At 66.0% G+C, this 16,874-nt stretch carries 14 protein-coding genes and 1 pseudogene; 6 read left to right on the top strand and 9 right to left on the bottom strand.

What is annotated here, in order from left to right; genetic code table 11:
• Positions 1–4 precede the first annotated feature (4 nt).
• Complete coding sequence (locus tag CRO07_RS00210) at positions 5–358, bottom strand: DUF6497 family protein (protein ID WP_097028683.1); 354 nt, start codon at positions 356–358, stop codon at positions 5–7.
• Between the two features lie 104 nt (positions 359–462).
• Positions 463–1,995: an acyl-CoA carboxylase subunit beta gene (locus CRO07_RS00205; protein WP_097029019.1), complete on the bottom strand. Its 1,533-nt coding sequence runs from the start codon at positions 1,993–1,995 to the stop codon at positions 463–465.
• A gap of 130 nt (positions 1,996–2,125) precedes the next feature.
• Here CRO07_RS00205 and CRO07_RS00200 point away from each other — a divergent pair, with 130 nt between their 5' ends.
• Genes CRO07_RS00200 through CRO07_RS00190 form a run of 3 tightly spaced genes read left to right on the top strand, consistent with a single transcriptional unit; the run spans position 2,126 to position 5,163 of the window.
• Positions 2,126–2,479: a DMT family protein gene (locus CRO07_RS00200; protein WP_097028682.1), complete on the top strand. Its 354-nt coding sequence runs from the start codon at positions 2,126–2,128 to the stop codon at positions 2,477–2,479.
• A gap of 35 nt (positions 2,480–2,514) precedes the next feature.
• On the top strand, positions 2,515–3,726 hold the full coding sequence (locus tag CRO07_RS00195; RefSeq protein ID WP_097028681.1) for a multidrug effflux MFS transporter: 1,212 nt from the start codon (positions 2,515–2,517) through the stop codon (positions 3,724–3,726).
• 51 nt (positions 3,727–3,777) lie between these two features.
• On the top strand, positions 3,778–5,163 hold the full coding sequence (locus CRO07_RS00190; RefSeq protein WP_097028680.1) for a helix-turn-helix domain-containing protein: 1,386 nt from the start codon (positions 3,778–3,780) through the stop codon (positions 5,161–5,163).
• Here the strand turns inward: CRO07_RS00190 and CRO07_RS00185 are convergent.
• The 5 genes from CRO07_RS00185 to betI all read right to left on the bottom strand — a co-directional run bounded on the left by CRO07_RS00185 (position 5,160) and on the right by betI (position 9,899).
• Positions 5,160–5,402 carry a YdcH family protein gene (locus CRO07_RS00185; RefSeq protein ID WP_097028679.1) on the bottom strand — a complete coding sequence of 81 codons (243 nt, stop codon included), beginning with the start codon at positions 5,400–5,402 and terminating at the stop codon, positions 5,160–5,162. The two genes, CRO07_RS00190 and CRO07_RS00185, sit on opposite strands and share 4 nt — an antisense overlap.
• Before the next feature lie 94 nt (positions 5,403–5,496).
• Positions 5,497–6,135, bottom strand: coding sequence for a thermonuclease family protein (locus CRO07_RS00180; protein WP_097028678.1), 639 nt, complete (start codon positions 6,133–6,135; stop codon positions 5,497–5,499).
• 75 nt (positions 6,136–6,210) lie between these two features.
• A complete protein-coding gene (gene betA / locus CRO07_RS00175; protein ID WP_097028677.1) occupies positions 6,211–7,857 on the bottom strand; it encodes a choline dehydrogenase in 1,647 nt (548 codons plus the stop codon).
• Between the two features lie 9 nt (positions 7,858–7,866).
• Positions 7,867–9,318: a betaine-aldehyde dehydrogenase gene (gene betB, locus CRO07_RS00170; RefSeq protein WP_097028676.1), complete on the bottom strand. Its 1,452-nt coding sequence runs from the start codon at positions 9,316–9,318 to the stop codon at positions 7,867–7,869.
• Positions 9,315–9,899, bottom strand: coding sequence for a choline-binding transcriptional repressor BetI (betI, locus tag CRO07_RS00165; RefSeq protein WP_097028675.1), 585 nt, complete (start codon positions 9,897–9,899; stop codon positions 9,315–9,317). The genes betB and betI overlap by 4 nt, the downstream gene beginning before the upstream one ends.
• Positions 9,900–9,985: 86 nt before the next feature.
• Here betI and choX point away from each other — a divergent pair, with 86 nt between their 5' ends.
• From choX to choV, 3 genes are all read left to right on the top strand, one after another.
• Positions 9,986–10,906 (top strand): choline ABC transporter substrate-binding protein, encoded by a 921-nt coding sequence (gene choX, locus CRO07_RS00160; RefSeq protein ID WP_097028674.1) that lies wholly within the window; start codon positions 9,986–9,988, stop codon positions 10,904–10,906.
• A gap of 108 nt (positions 10,907–11,014) precedes the next feature.
• Positions 11,015–11,851, top strand: a complete 837-nt coding sequence (choW, locus tag CRO07_RS00155) for a choline ABC transporter permease subunit (RefSeq protein ID WP_097028673.1) — start codon at positions 11,015–11,017, stop codon at positions 11,849–11,851.
• A complete protein-coding gene (gene choV, locus CRO07_RS00150; protein ID WP_097028672.1) occupies positions 11,848–12,876 on the top strand; it encodes a choline ABC transporter ATP-binding protein in 1,029 nt (342 codons plus the stop codon). The genes choW and choV overlap by 4 nt, the downstream gene beginning before the upstream one ends.
• Positions 12,877–12,960: 84 nt before the next feature.
• On the opposite strand, the pseudogene topA reads toward choV, so the two are convergent.
• Positions 12,961–15,594 (bottom strand): annotated as a pseudogene (gene topA, locus CRO07_RS00145) (type I DNA topoisomerase); the annotation flags it as partial.
• Between the two features lie 77 nt (positions 15,595–15,671).
• Complete coding sequence (gene dprA, locus CRO07_RS00140) at positions 15,672–16,802, bottom strand: DNA-processing protein DprA (RefSeq protein ID WP_097028671.1); 1,131 nt, start codon at positions 16,800–16,802, stop codon at positions 15,672–15,674.
• Positions 16,803–16,874: the final 72 nt, after the last annotated feature.

The raw sequence follows: 16,874 nt of genomic DNA, 5'->3' as shown, positions 1-16,874 counted from the left end.
GTCATCAAAAAGCCTCCCAGATGCAGTGGCCATCGCTGATGCTGAAGGCCTCGAAGAATTGAGTGACTTCCGGGTCCGCCGCGCCGAAAGGCAACGGGCGGTCGGAAAGCGAGACGATGACCTGCGCAGGCGCCGGCTCGGTGCCGTTCAGCCGCGGCAGGACATAGCTTTCGCACAGCGCGACGATGTCGGCATAAGCGGTGTCATAGTCGACAGAGCCGCCAAAGCCGATCTCGGGCGCAAGAAAGCGGAAGCGGAACGTCAGCCCGGCGGGGCCGGGCTCGTTCCAGATCGTTTCAAGAAGGGTCACCGGCTGGCCCGAAGGCACGGCGATGGGCGCGGCTTCCTGCGTGGTCATTCACCCCCTCCATGGCTGGAAGGGGCGGGCACCGATGGCGCCCGCGGCAGTCCTCGCTCCGATCCGCTTGGCCGGTCGCATGATCCCCTCCCCGTCAACAAGACCTAGAGCGGGATGTTATCGTGCTTTTTCCACGGATTGCTCAGCTTCTTGTTGCGCAGGCTGGCGAAGGCGCGCGACACCCGGCGACGGGTCGAATGGGGCATGATCACCTCGTCGATGAAGCCACGCTCGGCCGCCACGAAGGGGTTGGCAAAGCGGTCTTCATATTCCTTGGTGCGGGCGGCGATCTTCTCCTTGTCGGCCAGTTCGGCGCGGTAAAGGATTTCGGTCGCGCCCTTGGCCCCCATCACCGCGATCTCGGCGGTGGGCCAGGCATAGTTGAAGTCGCCGCGCAGATGTTTGGACGACATTACGTCATAGGCACCACCATAGGCCTTGCGGGTGATGACGGTGACCTTCGGAACCGTCGCCTCGCCATAGGCGAACAGCAGCTTCGCGCCATGCTTGATGACGCCGCCATATTCCTGGCCCGTCCCCGGCAGGAAGCCCGGCACGTCGACCAGCGTCAGGATCGGAATGTTGAAGGCATCGCAGAAGCGCACGAACCGCGCCGCCTTGCGCGAGCTGTCGATGTCGAGGCAGCCCGCCAGAACCATCGGCTGGTTCGCCACCACGCCGACCGACTGACCTTCCAGACGGATGAAGCCGGTGATGATGTTGGCGGCGTAGTCCTTCTGGATCTCGTAGAAGTCGCCCTCGTCGGCGATCTTCAGGATCAGTTCCTTCATGTCGTAGGGCTGGTTCGGGTTGTCGGGGATCAGCGTATCAAGGCTGTCCTCGACCCGGGCCACATCGTCGAAGAAGGGGCGCACCGGGGCGGGCGTGCGGTTCGACAGCGGCAGGAAATCGACCAGACGGCGGATCTCGGCCAGCGCCTCGACATCGTTTTCAAACGCGCCATCCGCAACCGACGACTTCTTGGTATGGGTCGAGGCGCCACCGAGTTCCTCGGCCGTCACCACCTCGTTCGTCACCGTTTTCACCACATCGGGGCCGGTCACGAACATATAGGACGTGTCGCGCACCATGAAGATGAAGTCGGTCATGGCCGGCGAATAGACCGCGCCGCCCGCGCAGGGGCCCATGATGACCGAGATCTGCGGGATCACGCCCGACGCCATGATGTTGCGCTGGAACACATCCGCATAGCCGGCCAGCGAGGCCACGCCTTCCTGAATCCGCGCGCCGCCCGAATCGTTCAACCCGATCACCGGCGCGCCGTTCTGCATCGCCATATCCATGATCTTGCAGATCTTCTGCGCGTGCGTCTCCGACAGCGATCCGCCGAACACGGTGAAGTCCTGGCTGAAGACATAGACCATGCGGCCGTTGATCGTGCCCCAGCCGGTCACCACGCCGTCGCCCGCCGGGCGGTCGTCTTCCATGCCGAAGTCGGTGCAGCGGTGCCGCACGAACATGTCGAACTCTTCGAACGAGCCTTCATCGAGAAGCAGGTCGATCCGTTCGCGCGCGGTCAGCTTGCCGCGCTTGTGCTGGGCCTCGACGCGGCGCTGGCCGCCACCGGCGCGGGCGATCGCGCGACGGTCTTCGAGTTCCTGGAGAATATCCTTCATGGTCTTGCCCCCCGAGTTTGCGGGCACCATAGTCACACGCTGTCCCGGACGAAAGAAAATTTCGGGATATTTGCAAATTACTTTGCAAAGATCGCCTGCAAATCGCAAATCCCGCTAACTCTGGTGCTTCATGCCGCAGCTTTCCGTGCCGATCGTCACCATCGGCCTGCTTCTTGCCTCGAACATCTTCATGACTTTCGCGTGGTATGGGCATCTGAAGTTCAAGACCGCACCGCTGATGGTGGTGATCCTGGCAAGCTGGGGGATCGCCTTCTTCGAATACCTGTTGCAGGTGCCGGCGAACCGGCTCGGCCACGGCCACTATTCCGCCGCCGAACTGAAAACGATCCAGGAGGTCATCACCCTTGTCGTCTTTGCCGCCTTCTCGGTCCTTTACCTGAAAGAGCCGCTGCACTGGAATCACCTTGTGGGATTCGCGCTGATCGCGGCGGGGGCGTTCTTCATCTTCCACCGCTGGTCGTGATGGACTTGGGGCAAGCCCCGCCCTAACTGTGACCGATGCCCCCTGTCCGTTTCCTGAACCGCACGTCGCCGCCCCATATCGTGACGCTTGTCCTGCTGACCGGGCTTGCGGCGCTGGCGATGAACATCTTCCTGCCGTCGCTGCCCGGAATGGCGGCGTGGTTCGATGCGCCCTATCAGCTGATGCAACTGTCGGTGGCGCTGTATCTGGGGCTGAGCGCAGTGCTGCAACTGCTGATCGGGCCGATTTCGGACAGGTTCGGGCGACGCGCGGTGATCCTGTGGTCACTGGGACTGTTCCTGCTGGCGACGGTGGGCACGCTGCTGGCACCCAACGCCGGGGTGTTTCTGGCCTTTCGCATGGCGCAGGCGGTGATTGCGGCGGGGATCGTGGTCAGCCGGGCCGTCGTGCGCGACATGGTGCCGGACGAACAGGCGGCCTCGATGATCGGCTATGTCACCATGGGCATGTCGCTGGTGCCGATGATCGGCCCGGTGATCGGCGGCTTTCTGGACGAAGCCTTTGGCTGGCACGCGAATTTCGCGCTGCTGCTGGGCTTGGGTCTGGTGGTGACCGCGCTGGTATGGGCCGATCTGGGCGAGACCTCGCAGACCCGGCCCACCAGCTTTGCCGCGCAACTTCGGCAGTATCCGCAGCTTCTGGCCTCGCGCCGGTTCTGGGGCTATGTGCTGTGCGCGGCCTTCGCCTCGGGCTGTTTCTTTGCCTATCTGGGCGGCGCGCCCTTTGTCGGAACCGAGGTGTTCGGCCTGACCTCGGCGCAGGTCGGCATCTATTTCGCCGCGCCCGCGGTGGGCTACGGGGTCGGCAACTTCCTGTCGGGGCGCTATTCGGTGCGGGTGGGGATGACCCGGATGGTGCTGTGGGGGGCTTTGGTCACCACGACGGGCATGGCCATCCTGCTGGCGGTGACGGCGGCGGGGCTGCATCACCCCGCCGTCTTCTTCGGCATGACCACCCTGATCGGGCTTGGCAACGGCATGGTGCTGCCCAATGCCAATGCCGGCATGCTGTCGATCAACCCGGCGCTGGCGGGCACCGCATCAGGGCTGGGCGGGGCGATCATGATCGGCGGCGGCGCGGCACTGGCGGCGCTGGCCGGCGTGGTGCTGCACCCGGGCAGCGGAGAGATGCCGCTGATCGTGATCATGGCCGCGTCCAGCCTTGCCTCGGTCGCGGCCATCCTGTGGGTGATCCGCCGCAGCCGCGCCCTTGGCCTGCCCGGTTGACGCCCACCCTTTGCAAAGGCGATACAGTCTTTGCAAAGCGGGGGATGCGGCTTGGCCCAGAAACTTTATGCCGGCGCGAAACTGCGCGAGTTGCGGATGCATCTCGGCCTGACGCAGAAGGTGTTTGCCGAACGTCTGGGCGCCTCGCTGCCCTATCTGAACCAGATGGAGAACAACCACCGTCCGGTCTCGGCCACGGTTGTGCTGGCGCTGGCGCAGGAATTCGGGGTGGATGTCACCAAGCTGACCACCTCGGAAGCCGAGCGCATCGTGACCGACATGCGCGAGGCGCTGGCCGATCCGGTGTTTTCCGACAGCCCGCCGCTGGCGGATCTGCGGCTGGTGGCATCGAACGCGCCGGCGCTGGCGCGGGCCTTTCTGGACCTGCACCGCGCCTATCGCCAGACCCATGAACGGCTGGCCTCGCTGGACGAGGCGCTGGGGCGCGACGACGCCGCCCTGCGCCCCTCACCATGGGAGGAAGTTCGCGACTTCTTTCACTATTGCGACAACTATCTGGATGCCGTGGATCGGGCCGCCGAACATTACTCTGCGCCCGGAGGTATCCGCCGCGACGTGATTTCCGCCGCGGCCGAGACGCTGGCGAAGGCCGGGATCGACTTGCAGATTTCGGACATTCCGGCCGTGCGCAGCTTTGATGGCGGCGCGCTGAAGATTTCCTCGCGCGTGGCGGGGCCGACGCAGCGGTTCCAGCTTTTGCATCAGGTGGCCCTGCTGACCCAGAACGACCTGCTGGAAGCGACACTGGATCTGGCCCGCTTCCAGACCCCCGAGGCGCGCGACATCGCCAAGATCGGGCTGGCCAACTATTTCGCCGGCGCGGCCCTTCTGCCCTATCGCCCCTTCCTTCAGGCCGCAGCCGAGACGCGCCACGATCTGGAACGGCTGGCCGACCTGTTCGGCGCCTCGATCGAGCAGGTGGCGCACCGGCTGTCGACGCTGCAACGGCCCGGCGCCAAGGGGGTGCCGTTCTTCTTCGTGCGGGTGGATCAGGCCGGCACCATCACCAAGCGCCATTCCGCCACGCGGTTCCAGTTCGCACGCTTCGGCGGCGCCTGCCCGCTGTGGAACGTTCACCGCGCTTTCGAGACGCCGGGCCAGTTCCTGCGCCAACTGGCGCAGACGCCCGATGGTGTGCGCTATCTTCTGCTGGCGCGCGAGGTTTCCAAGCGGGGGGGATCGTTCACCGCGCCGGTCCGGCGCTATGCCATCGCACTGGGCTGCGAGGTTCAGCACGCGGATGCATTGGTCTATGCGGATGGGATGGATCTGAAGGGCCGGTTCGAGCCCATCGGCATCTCCTGCCGGATCTGTGACCGGCAGGAGTGCCACCAGCGGTCTGTGCCGCCGCTGGAAAGGCGCCTTCGAGTGGACCCCGACAGGCGCGGGTTGCTACCCTACGAAATAGTCGACTAGGATGCCACCTTGAGGCGGCTGACGATTTCATCTTTCAGTTGCACACGCTTGCGGCGAAGGTCTTGTTCCTGAAGCGACTCGAGCGGCTCTATCAGGGTCTCGGCCCGGTGAACCGCACGGTTCACCGCGTGATACTCCTCAACAAGACGCGCGAAATGCGGGTCGGAAATCCTGAGATCGCGGATTTGCTCGGCATCGCCCGGAAAATCTTCCGCCAGCTCGTGCGGCGTATGCGTCATGCGATGCTCCCTTCTTCGTTTCGTTAAAGTCAGGTTATGCGGGCGAATCGTTTTGCGCCTTGATGCGCGTCATATACAGAAGGCCGGGAATCTGTCAGCGAAGCGCCGGACGGAAACCTTGCGCCTCGGCTTCGGCGGGCGAACAGAACCAGCGTTCCTCGGCCCCCGAGATGACGGTTCGGCCATAGGCGTCCTGCCCCGGCAGGTGATAGATCCGCCCCCGCGATGATACATTGCCCTTGATCGCGCAGGCCCCGGGCGGGGTTGACCCCGCGGGGTGGCGGACATCCTCGGGGCGGGCCATTTCGCCCGACCAGATGCCGCGGCCGGCGGCTGCGGCGCGGGCCTCATCCGTGGCGTAGCGCGTGGAATAGCGGCGATAGGCCAGTGCCGCGCCGGTCTGGACCATCCGGCGGCCCAGATCCTGCCCGCCCGCACTGCAACTGGCCAGCAGGCGACCATAGCGGTCCAGCCCCTCGCCTTCGCATCGGACGGATCGCCCCTCGACCGCCTCGGCCAGCATCCGGCTGGCCCAAGTGCCGCAGGCCCAGTCCGTGCCGGCTTCGCGGCAGGTCTGGCGTGCCTCGGGCGCGTCGATCCCGAACAGGCGCACGCGGGTTCCCGCCACATCAAGCGTGTCGCCGTCGATGACGCGGGCGGCGCCTTCGACACTGGCCGCAACGGCCGGGGTGGCGATACAAATAAGAACGAGAAGGCAACGAAGGATTAACATGTCCCAGATGTCCGGCCCCGAAGGGCCGAAATCAAGCCAGAACCCGCCAGAAGGTTAAGAAAGCGTTAACGCCCCCTACCGCTGCGCCACCCGCCAGTCGGGATTCACCACCGGCTCCAGGTTCAGGGGCGCCAGCGGCGCACGGTCAAGGATGTGGTCGGCCGCCTTCTCGCCCACCATCATCGAAGGCGCATTCAGGTTGCCGTTCGTCACCCGCGGAAAGATCGAACTGTCGGCCACCCGCAGCGCATCGACGCCGATCACCCGGCATTCGGGATCGACGACCGCCATCGGATCGTCGCGCCGGCCCATCCGCGCGGTGCCACAGGGGTGATAGGCGCTTTCGACATGCTCGCGCAGGAAGGCGTCGATCTCGTCATCGGACTGGCAGTCGGGGCCGGGCTGGATCTCGGCCTTGACGAAGGGGCGGAATGCCTCTTGCCCGAAGATCTCGCGCGTCAGCCGGACACAGCGGCGGAAATCCTGCCAGTCCTCGGGGCAGGACATGTAGTTGAAGCGGATCACCGGCGGCGCCTCGGGATCGGCCGAGCGCAAGGTGACCGCCCCGCGCGAGGGCGACCGCATCGGCCCGACATGAACCTGAAAGCCGTGCCCGCCCGCCGCCGCCTGCCCGTCATAGCGCACCGCGATGGGCAGGAAGTGATACTGGATGTCGGGGTAATCCACCCCGGCGCGCGACCGGATGAAGGCGCAGGCCTCGAACTGATTCGAAGCGCCAAGGCCGCGGCCGGTGAACAGCCACTGCGCCCCCACCGACAGCTTGCCGCGCAGGTTCCAGTGCTTGAACAGGGTGATCGGCTGAAGGCTGGAATACTGCATGTAGACCTCCAGATGATCCTGAAGGTTCTGGCCCACGCCGGGGCGGTCAGCGACCAGCGCCACCCCATGCTGCGCCAGATGCTGTGCCGGCCCGATCCCCGACAGCATCAGCAGTTTCGGCGTGTTCAGCGACGAGGCCGCCAGAATGACCTCGCGCCCCGCGCGGATCACCTCGCGCTTGCCGCGGCGCAGGACTTCGACGCCGACCGCCCTGCCCCCTTCGATCACCACGCGCAGCGCCAGCGCCCGGGTCAGCTTGACCCCGAACCGTTTCATCGCGGGCTTCAGATAGGCATTGGCCGCCGACCAGCGCCGGCCCTGCCAGATCGTCGCCTCCATCGGGCCGAAGCCTTCCTGCGCCGCGCCATTATAGTCGTCGGTCACGGGATAGCCGGCCTGCTGGCCCGCCTTGATAAAGGCGTTGAACAAGGGGTTGGACCGCGGACCGCGCGTCACATGCAGCGGCCCGTCATGGCCGCGCCAGTCCGCGTCCCCCGGAACGTGCCAGTTCTCCATCCGCTTGAAATAGGGCAGCACATCGGCAAAGCCCCAGCCGGCCGCGCCCTGTTCGGCCCAATGGTCGAAATCGCGCGCATGACCGCGGACATAGACCATGCCGTTGATCGAGGACGACCCCCCGATCACCTTGCCGCGCGGCGTGGCCAGCACCCGCCCGCCCAGATGCGGTTCGGGTTCGGTCTTCAGACCCCAGTCGTAAAGCCCCATGTTCATCGGATAGGACAGCGCCGCCGGCATCTGGATGAACGGCCCGGCGTCAGAGCCGCCATGTTCCACCACCAGAACCGAACGCCCGGCCTCGCCCAGCCGGTAGGCCATGGCGCAGCCGGCAGAGCCCGCGCCGACGATTACATAATCGAACATTCCGTGTCCTCAGTAGGGGGCATCAACCGGGCCCATACCCACATAAACCGACTTCACCTGCGTATAATGTTCAATGGCGGCGCGGCCGTTCTCGCGCCCCACGCCCGACAGCTTCACACCGCCAAAGGGGGCCTCGACCGGGGTCAGGTTATAGGCGTTGATCCAGCAGGTTCCGGCCTGAAGCCGCGCCACGACCCGATGCGCACGGGTCAGATCCGCGGTGAACACCCCCGCCGCAAGGCCGAACTGGGTGGCATTGGCGCGGGCGATCACCTCGTCCTCGGTGTCGAAATCAAGAACCGCCATCACCGGGCCAAAGACTTCCTCGCGCGCAAGGGTCATGCTGTCGGTCACATCGGCGAAGACCGTGGGCTGAACATAGCAGCCGGGGCTGACCGAGGCCTCGCCGCCGCAGACCAGCCGGCCGCCCTCGGACCGGGCGCGGTCGATATGGGCCAGCACCTTTTCCAGCTGCGCCTGCGACACCAGCGGCCCCATCTGCGTGTCCGGGTCCAGCGGATCGCCCATGCGGATCGCGTCGGCCCGCGCAGCCAGCCCCGACAGGAAGGCCGCCTTGATGCCCTTCTGCACGAAGACCCGCGTGCCATTGGAACAGATCTGGCCCGCGGAATAGAAATTCCCCAGCATCGCCGCGCCGATGGCGCTATCCAGATCGGCATCGTCAAACACGATCAAGGGCGACTTGCCACCCAGTTCCATCGTGACATGGCGAATGCCCTCGGCCGCCATGGCATAGACCTTGCGCCCGGTGGGAACCGAGCCTGTCAGCGACACCTTCGCCACCCGCGGATCGCTGACCAGCGCCGCCCCCACCGCGCCGCGGCCCTGCACCACGTTGAACAGACCCGGCGGCAACCCCGCCTCGATCAAAATCTCGGCCAGCTTCAACGCGCCCAGCGGTGTCACCTCGGACGGTTTGAAAATCATCGCATTGCCGAAGGCGAGCGCCGGCGCGGCCTTCCAGCAGGCGATCTGGCTGGGATAGTTCCAGGCGCCGATGCCGACACAAACACCCAAGGGCTCGCGCAGCGTATAGACGAAATCGCCGCCCAGCGGGATCGTCTCGCCGCCCACCGAAGGCGCCAGACCCGCGAACCATTCCAGCGCATCGGCGCCCGAAGCCCAGTCGGCCACCAGCGTTTCCTGCAACGGCTTGCCGGTATCCAGCGTTTCCAGAACGCTCAGATCCTCGTTCCGCTCGCGGATCAGATCGGCGGCGCGGCGCAGGATGCGGGCGCGGTCCACCGGACGCAGCGCGGCCCATGCCGTCTGTGCCCGCGCCGCGGACGCCAGCGCCGCCTCGATTACCGCGGGCGTCGCCTCGTGCAGCCGGGCGATCTCTGCGCCGGTGGCAGGGTAGATCACCGGAATGGCCGCGCCAGCGGCATCCTCCAGCGGGCGACCGTCGACGAAATGGCTGGCGGCGGGCTGGGCTTTCACAGAGACGGTTCCTTCAGATGAGAATCAAGATAGGCACGCGCGCAGGCCACCGCGGCCTCGCCGTCGGGCGGGCCGTCCTTCAGCACTTCGCGCAGGTAAAGGCCGTCGATCAGCGCCCCCAGCCCGTCGGCCAGTTCCCCCGCCCGCGCCCCCGACAGCGGGCGCAGATCGTGCAGCAGATTCGACCGCAGCCGGCGCTGATAGATCGCCAGCAGCCGTTTCGCCTCGGGGACGGTCTGGGCAAGAACGTAAAAGTTGAGCCAGGCCCCCACCACCTCGCGCCGGAAGTTGGTGGGCGAGAACGAGGCGCGCAGGATCGCGGTTATCCGCGCCTGTGGCCCCGCGGCCGAAAGCAGCGCGCCGCGCACCTCGGCGCCATAAAGCGACAGCACATGACGCATCGCCGCCAGAAAAAGCGCCTCTTTTCCGCCGAAGTAATGGTGCGCCAGCGCCGAGGACATCCCCGCACGCTTGGCGATCTGACTGACCGTCACTTCAAGGCTGCCCGTTCGCCCGATCTCGGTGATCGTGGCTTGGACAAGTGCGGCCTTTCGAATAGGCTCCATACCGAGTTTCGGCATGTGCAAGATACCTGATTTTGTGGTTGCCAAGCCGAGCTATCGTGAAGTTTATTGACTCGTCAATCAACAAAAAACGGGGAGACACCATGACGCCCATCCGCAAGGCCCTGCTTGCCGCGGTCTCGACACTTGCCATCGCCGGGCCGGCCCTGGCCGAGTGCACCTCGGTTACCTTCTCTGATGTCGGCTGGACCGACATCACCGTGACCACCTCGGCCACCCGGCAGGTGCTGGAAGCCCTGGGCTATGAAGTCGAGGTCGATATCCTCGGCGTGCCGGTCACCTATGCCTCGATGGACAAGGGCGACGTGGATGTGTTCCTGGGCACCTGGCTGCCCGCGCAGCAGGGCGCCATCGGCCCCTATCTGGAAAAGGGCACGATCGAGGAAATCACCACCAACCTCGAAGGCACGAAATACACGCTGGCCGTGCCCAGCTATCTTTACGACAAGGGGCTGCAAAGCTACGCTGACATCGGCAAGTTCAAGGATGAACTGGGCGGCAAGATCTACGGGATCGAACCGGGCAACGAGGGCAACGAATACCTCATCAGCCTGACCGAGGCCGGCAAGCCGCTGGAAGGCTTCGAGATCGTGCAAAGCTCGGAACAGGGGATGCTGGCGCAGGTCTCGCGCTTCTATCCGCAGGAAAAGGGCGTGGTCTTCCTGGGATGGGAGCCGCACCCGATGAACGCCACCTTCGCGTTGAAATACCTGCCCGGCGGCGAGGCGTTCTTTGGCGAGGAAGGCGTGGTCAAGACCATGGCGCGCAAGGGCTTCAAAGAGGAATGCCCGAACGTGGCCAAGCTTTTGTCGCAGCAGACCTTCACCCTGCCGATGGAAAACGAGATCATGGGCAAGATCCTCGATGACGGCATGGACCCCGATGAGGCCGTGCTGGAATGGCTGAAGGCCCACCCCGAAACGGTCGATCCGTGGCTGGCCGGCGTCACCACCCGCGACGGCGCCGAGGCGCTTGCGGCGGTGAAACAGACGCTGGGGCTGTAATGCGCCCTGCGCCCCCCGCGGCCATGCGCTGCGGGGGGCGCGCCTTCGCCGATGTCCGGCCACCGCTGGCGCGACTGGTCAAAACCTTCTTATGATCCCGGGATCTGCATGCTTGATTGGCTGACCGATCACAAATTGCCCGTCGGCCGCTGGTCGAAAATGATCTTCGACTGGTTCAACGCCCATGGCGGGCCCTTCTTCGATCTTATCAGCCGGATGATGCAGGCGGTCATCGACGCCATGCTGATGGTGCTGGATGTCACGCCGCCGGTGGTGGTGATCGCGGTGCTGGCGGGACTGGGCTGGTATCTGCAACGCAACTGGCGGGTGGCCGCGCTGGTGGTTGCGGGTTTCGCCTTCATCCTGAATCAGGGCTATTGGGACGAAACGATGCAAAGCCTGACGCTGATCGCGCTGGCCTGCGTGACCTGCATGGCGATCGGCGTGCCGCTGGGCATCGCCGCGGCGCACCGACCCCGGCTTTACCGCGCTCTCAGCCCGCTTCTGGACCTGATGCAGACGCTGCCGACCTTCGTCTACCTGATCCCGGCCATCGTGTTCTTCGGCCTTGGCATGGTGCCCGGCCTGATCGCCACGGTGATCTTCGTGCTGCCCGCGCCGATCCGGCTGACGCATCTGGGCATCGCCTCGACACCGATGGCCCTGATGGAGGCGGCAACCGCCTTCGGCGCCACGCCCCGGCAGCGGCTGTGGAAGGTCGAACTGCCATGGGCCTTCCCCCAGATCATGACCGGGTTGAACCAGACCATCATGCTGTCGCTGTCGATGGTGGTGATCGCGGCGCTGGTCGGCGCCAACGGCCTGGGCGTGCCGGTGGTGCGGGCTTTGAACACGGTGAACACCTCGCTCGGCTTTGAATCGGGCTTCATCATCGTCGTCGTGGCGATCATCCTGGACCGTATGCTGAGGGTGACGCGCAAATGACCGCCGTTGAATTCGACCGTGTGTCCATCGTGTTCGGGGACAATCCCGAACGCGCCCTGCCGCTGATGGATCAGGGCAAAAGCCGGGCCGAGGTGCAGGCCGCCACGGGTCAGGTTCTGGGCGTGCATGACTGCGACCTGACCGTGGCCGAGGGCGAGATCCTGGTGCTGATGGGCCTTTCCGGCTCTGGCAAGTCCACGCTTCTGCGCGGCGTGAACGGGTTGAACCCCGTCGTGCGCGGCGAGGTCCGGGTATCGGACGGCGACCGGATGGTGTCGGTCACCCGCGCGACGCCGCCCGACCTGCGGCGGCTGCGGCTGTCGCGGATCGCCATGGTGTTTCAGGCTTTCGGCCTGCTGCCGTGGCGGACGGTGCGCGACAATGTGGGCCTTGGGCTGGAAATGGCCGGGATGCCGGCGCTCGACCGCCGCGCGCTGGTGGATGAACAACTGGAACTGGTGAACCTGACCAACTGGGCCGACCGCAAGGTGGGCGAGTTGTCGGGCGGCATGCAGCAGCGTGTGGGCCTTGCCCGCGCCTTTGTCACGCAGGCACCGATCCTGCTGATGGACGAGCCGTTCTCGGCGCTTGACCCGTTGATCCGTTCGCGGCTTCAGGACGAACTGCTGGACCTGCAACGCAAGCTGAAACGCACCATCATCTTCGTCAGCCACGATCTGGACGAGGCGTTCAAGATCGGCAACCGCATCGCTCTGATGGAGGGCGGCCGCATCGTCCAGTGCGGCACCGCCCGCGAGATCATCGCCAATCCGGTGTCGGAATATGTGGCCGATTTCGTCGCCCACATGAATCCGCTGGGCGTGCTGACCGCGCGCGATGTGATGCGGGCCGGCCCCTCGCCGGCCGCCCACAGCGTCGCAGCCGACACCACCGTGCGCATGGTGATGGAGATGCTGCGCGACGGCGCCGGCGAACTGGCCGTGACCGAAGCCGGCGCGGTGATCGGCACCATCCGCCCCCAAGAGGTGATGGGCCGCCTGATCGATCCGCGCGGCAAGGTCTGAACGTCAGGCGGCGTCGATGTCGGGCGCCGCCTTTTTCGCCTTTCCGGCCTTCGTCACCGGCTCGGCTTTGGATTTTGCCACCGAAGCGCCGCCGGTCTTTGCCGCGGCCTTCTTGGCGACAGGCTTCTTCGCCGGCGCATCCCCTTCGGCCGACTTGGCCGCGGCCTTCTTCGCCGGGGCCTTGGCGCCGGTCTCGGATTTGGCCGCCTTCTTCGCCGGCGCCTTCTTCTTCGGGCTCTTGGCGGCCTTCTCGGCCACCAGCGCCAAGGCTTCCTCAAACGTGATCGCCTCGGGCTCGATGTCTTTCGGCAGGGTGGCGTTGACCTTGCCCCACTTCACATACGGCCCGTAACGCCCTGGCATCACAGCCAGAATCCCACCCTCGGGGTGTTCGCCCAACTCCTTGATCGGCTGGGCCGGCGCCGCGCCACCGCGCCGACCGGCCGCCTTCTGCGCCAGAACCTCGACCGCGCGGTTCATGCCGATGGTGAACACTTCCTCGGCGTCGGGCAGGTTGGCATAGGTCGAGTTGTGCTTGACATACGGGCCATAGCGGCCGATCGCGGCCTCGATCGGGGCACCGTCGTCGGGGTGATGCCCCACCAGCCGCGGCAGGTTCAACAGCAACAGCGCGCGGTCAAGATCAATGCTGTCGGGCGCCCAGCCTTTGGGAAGGCTGGCCCGCGGCGGTTTGGGCTGTTCGGCCGTGGCCTCGCCCTTCTGGACATAAGGCCCGAAACGCCCCGACCGCAACGAGATCGGCGTCCCGGACTCATCCTGCCCCAACAGCTTGCCATCGGGCGAAATCGCGCCATCCTCGTCGCCCGAAACCGAGATCGGGCGCGTATAGCGGCAGTCGGGATAGTTGCCGCAACCGATGAAGGCCCCGCCACCGCGTGCGGTTTTCAGATGCAGCCGCCCCGCGCCACAGGTCGGGCAGATCCGCGGATCGGACCCGTCCGGCCGCGCGGGATACAGATGCGGCGCAAGGAAATCATCCAGCTTGTCGAGCACCTCGCCGATGCGCAGATCGGCGGTTTCGGCCACCGCGGCCGAAAAGTCGCGCCAGAACCGCGCCAGCACTTCCTTATAGTCGCGCTCACCGGCCGAGACGTCGTCAAGCTCGCCTTCCAGATCCGCGGTGAAGTCGTATTCGACATATTTGCGGAAGAAGTTGGCAAGGAAGGCCGTCACCAGCCGGCCCTTGTCCTCGGGGATCAGGCGGTTCTTGTCCTTGCGGACATATTCGCGATCCTGAATCGTCGAGACGATGCTGGCATAGGTCGAGGGCCGGCCGATACCCAGTTCTTCCATCCGCTTGACCAGCGTCGCCTCGGTATAGCGCGGGGGGGCTTGGGTGAAATGCTGCTCGGGGGTGATGGCGCGCTTTTCCACGGCCTCGCCCTGCATGATCTGCGGCAGGCGGCCTTCGTCATCCTCGCCATCGGGGCGATCGTCGCGGCCTTCCTCGTAAACCTTCAGGAACCCGTCGAACAGCACCACCTGACCCGTCGCGCGCAGGCCCACCTGCCCGTCGGCGCTGGCGATATCGACGGTGGTGCGTTCCAGCCGCGCCGCCGCCATCTGGCTGGCGAGCGTGCGCTTCCAGATCAGTTCATACAGCTTGCGCTGATCGGCCTCGGTCAGGCGCAGACTGTCGGGCGCGGCCGACATATCCGTGGGCCGGATACATTCATGCGCTTCCTGCGCATTCTTGGCCTTGTTCTTGTACATACGCGGAGAATCGGGAACATAGGCCGCGCCGAACCGGCGCTTGATCTCATCGCGGGCGGCCATCACCGCCTCGGGCGCCATGTCGATGCCGTCGGTCCGCATATAGGTGATGTGGCCGGCCTCATACAGACGCTGCGCCGCCGACATGCACTGTTTCGCGCCCATGCCGAACTTGCGCGACGCCTCTTGCTGCAGGGTCGAGGTCATGAAGGGCGCCGACGGGTTGCGGCTGGCGGGCTTGGCCTCGACCGAGGCCACCTTCAGCGGCCGCGAGGTCACGGCCTGAACCGCCAGTTCCGCGGACTCGGCGGTGGGCAGGTCGAACTTGTCCAGCTTCTTGCCGCCCAGAACGGTCAGGCGGGCCTCGAACTCTTGTCCGCGCGGGGTGACCAGAACGGCCGCAACGGTCCAGAATTCGCGCGCGCGGAAGGCTTCAATCTCCATCTCGCGCTCGACGATCAGGCGCAGGCAGACGGACTGCACCCGGCCGGCCGATTTCGCGCCGGGCAGCTTGCGCCACAGCACCGGCGAAAGGGTGAAGCCCACCAGATAATCCAGCGCGCGGCGGGCAAGGTAAGCCTCGACCAGCGCGGTATCGACGTCGCGGGGCGACTTCATCGCCTCGGTCACCGCCGATTTGGTGATCGCGTTGAAGGTCACCCGGCGGACGGTCTTGCCCTTCTTCAAGGACGAGGCCAGCGCCTCTTGCAGGTGCCACGAGATCGCCTCGCCCTCGCGATCAGGGTCGGTGGCAAGGATCAGCGTGTCATCGGTCTTCAGCGCGTCGGCAATCGCGCGGACATGTTTCTTCGACTCGGGCGCGACCTCCCATGTCATCAGGAAGTCATGCTCGGGATCGACCGAGCCATCCTTGGCCGGCAGGTCGCGGACATGGCCATAAGACGCCAGCACGGTGTAATCCGAGCCCAGATATTTGTTGATTGTCTTGGCCTTGGCCGGGCTTTCGACGACGACGACAGGCATTGGACCCTCTTCTGCCCTGCGCTTTCGGATTGGCGGGGCACCATGTGGGGGATCGCGCCCCGTTGTCAATGCACGGCTCAGATGCTGCGCGACACCATTCCGCCCGCGTCGCGCCGGATTCGACCGTCCAGTTCCAGCGTCACCAGTTCCTGCGCCACCCGGCCCGCAGGCAGCGACAGGTCGCGGATCAGCTGATCCTCGGTCACCGGAACCGGCCCCAGCCGGTCAAGGATCAGGCCGTGCAGCGCCGCGATTTCGTAAAGCGGGCGGCGCGGCGGGTCGGCGCGCGGCTCGGCCGGCGGCAGCGCAAGCTCGGGACGCGCGGTCCCGATCGCCTCGATCACATCGGCGGCATGGCGGACCAGCGTTGCGCCGTCGCGCAGCAACTGGTTGCAGCCCGCGGCGCGCGGATCGAACGGGTGACCGGGCACCGCCAGCACCTCTCGGCCCTGATCCAACGCCTCTTTTGCGGTGATCAGGCTGCCCGACCGTGCCGCGGCCTCGACCACCACCACCGCCTTTGCCAGCCCCGACACCAGACGGTTGCGCATCGGAAAGTGCCGCGCCTGCGGCACCAGCCCCATCGGCTGTTCCGAGATCCGGCAGCCCACGGCCGCGATCTGCCCCGCCAGCGTGGCATTCTCGGACGGGTAGATCACTTCGACGCCGCCGGCCTGCACCGCAACCGTGCCACGATCCAGCGCCGCGGAATGGGCCTCGGTGTCGACGCCGCGGGCAAGGCCCGAAACCACGACATAGCCCGCCTCGCCCAAAGCCTGTGCCAGCTTGCGCGCCATGCGCAACCCAAGGCTGGATGCGTTGCGCGCGCCCACCAGCGCGACCATCGGCCGCGAAAGCAGCGCCACGTCGCCCTGCCCCCAAATGACGGGCGGCGCATCCGGGATTTCGCGCAGCGCCGCCGGATAGGCGGGATCGGCCGAACACAGCATCCACGCCCCCGCCATCCGCGCCGCCGACAGCTCCTTCAGCACGACCGGCATCGGACAGACCTCATAGCCTTCGACCCCGGCGGCGGCGGCGATGGCGGGCAGCGCCTCAAGCGCGGCGCCCGCGCTGCCATGTTCGGCGATCAGCCGGTGGAAGGTCGCAGGCCCCACCCGGCGCGAGCGGATCAGCCGAAGCCAATCCAGCCGCTCGCGTTCGGGGACGGCCACCGCAGGGAAGGTCTGGTCGTCGGGATCGCGCATTGCCGCCTCGATTCTGCACAGACCTGCACCGTGGCGCGAGAAGGTTAACGGGAAATGAATCGCACCCGCGGG

Origin of the sequence: Cereibacter ovatus (assembly GCF_900207575.1) — a bacterium.
GTDB lineage: Bacteria > Pseudomonadota > Alphaproteobacteria > Rhodobacterales > Rhodobacteraceae > Cereibacter_A > Cereibacter_A ovatus.
This window is presented reverse-complemented; position numbering and strand designations above follow the sequence as displayed.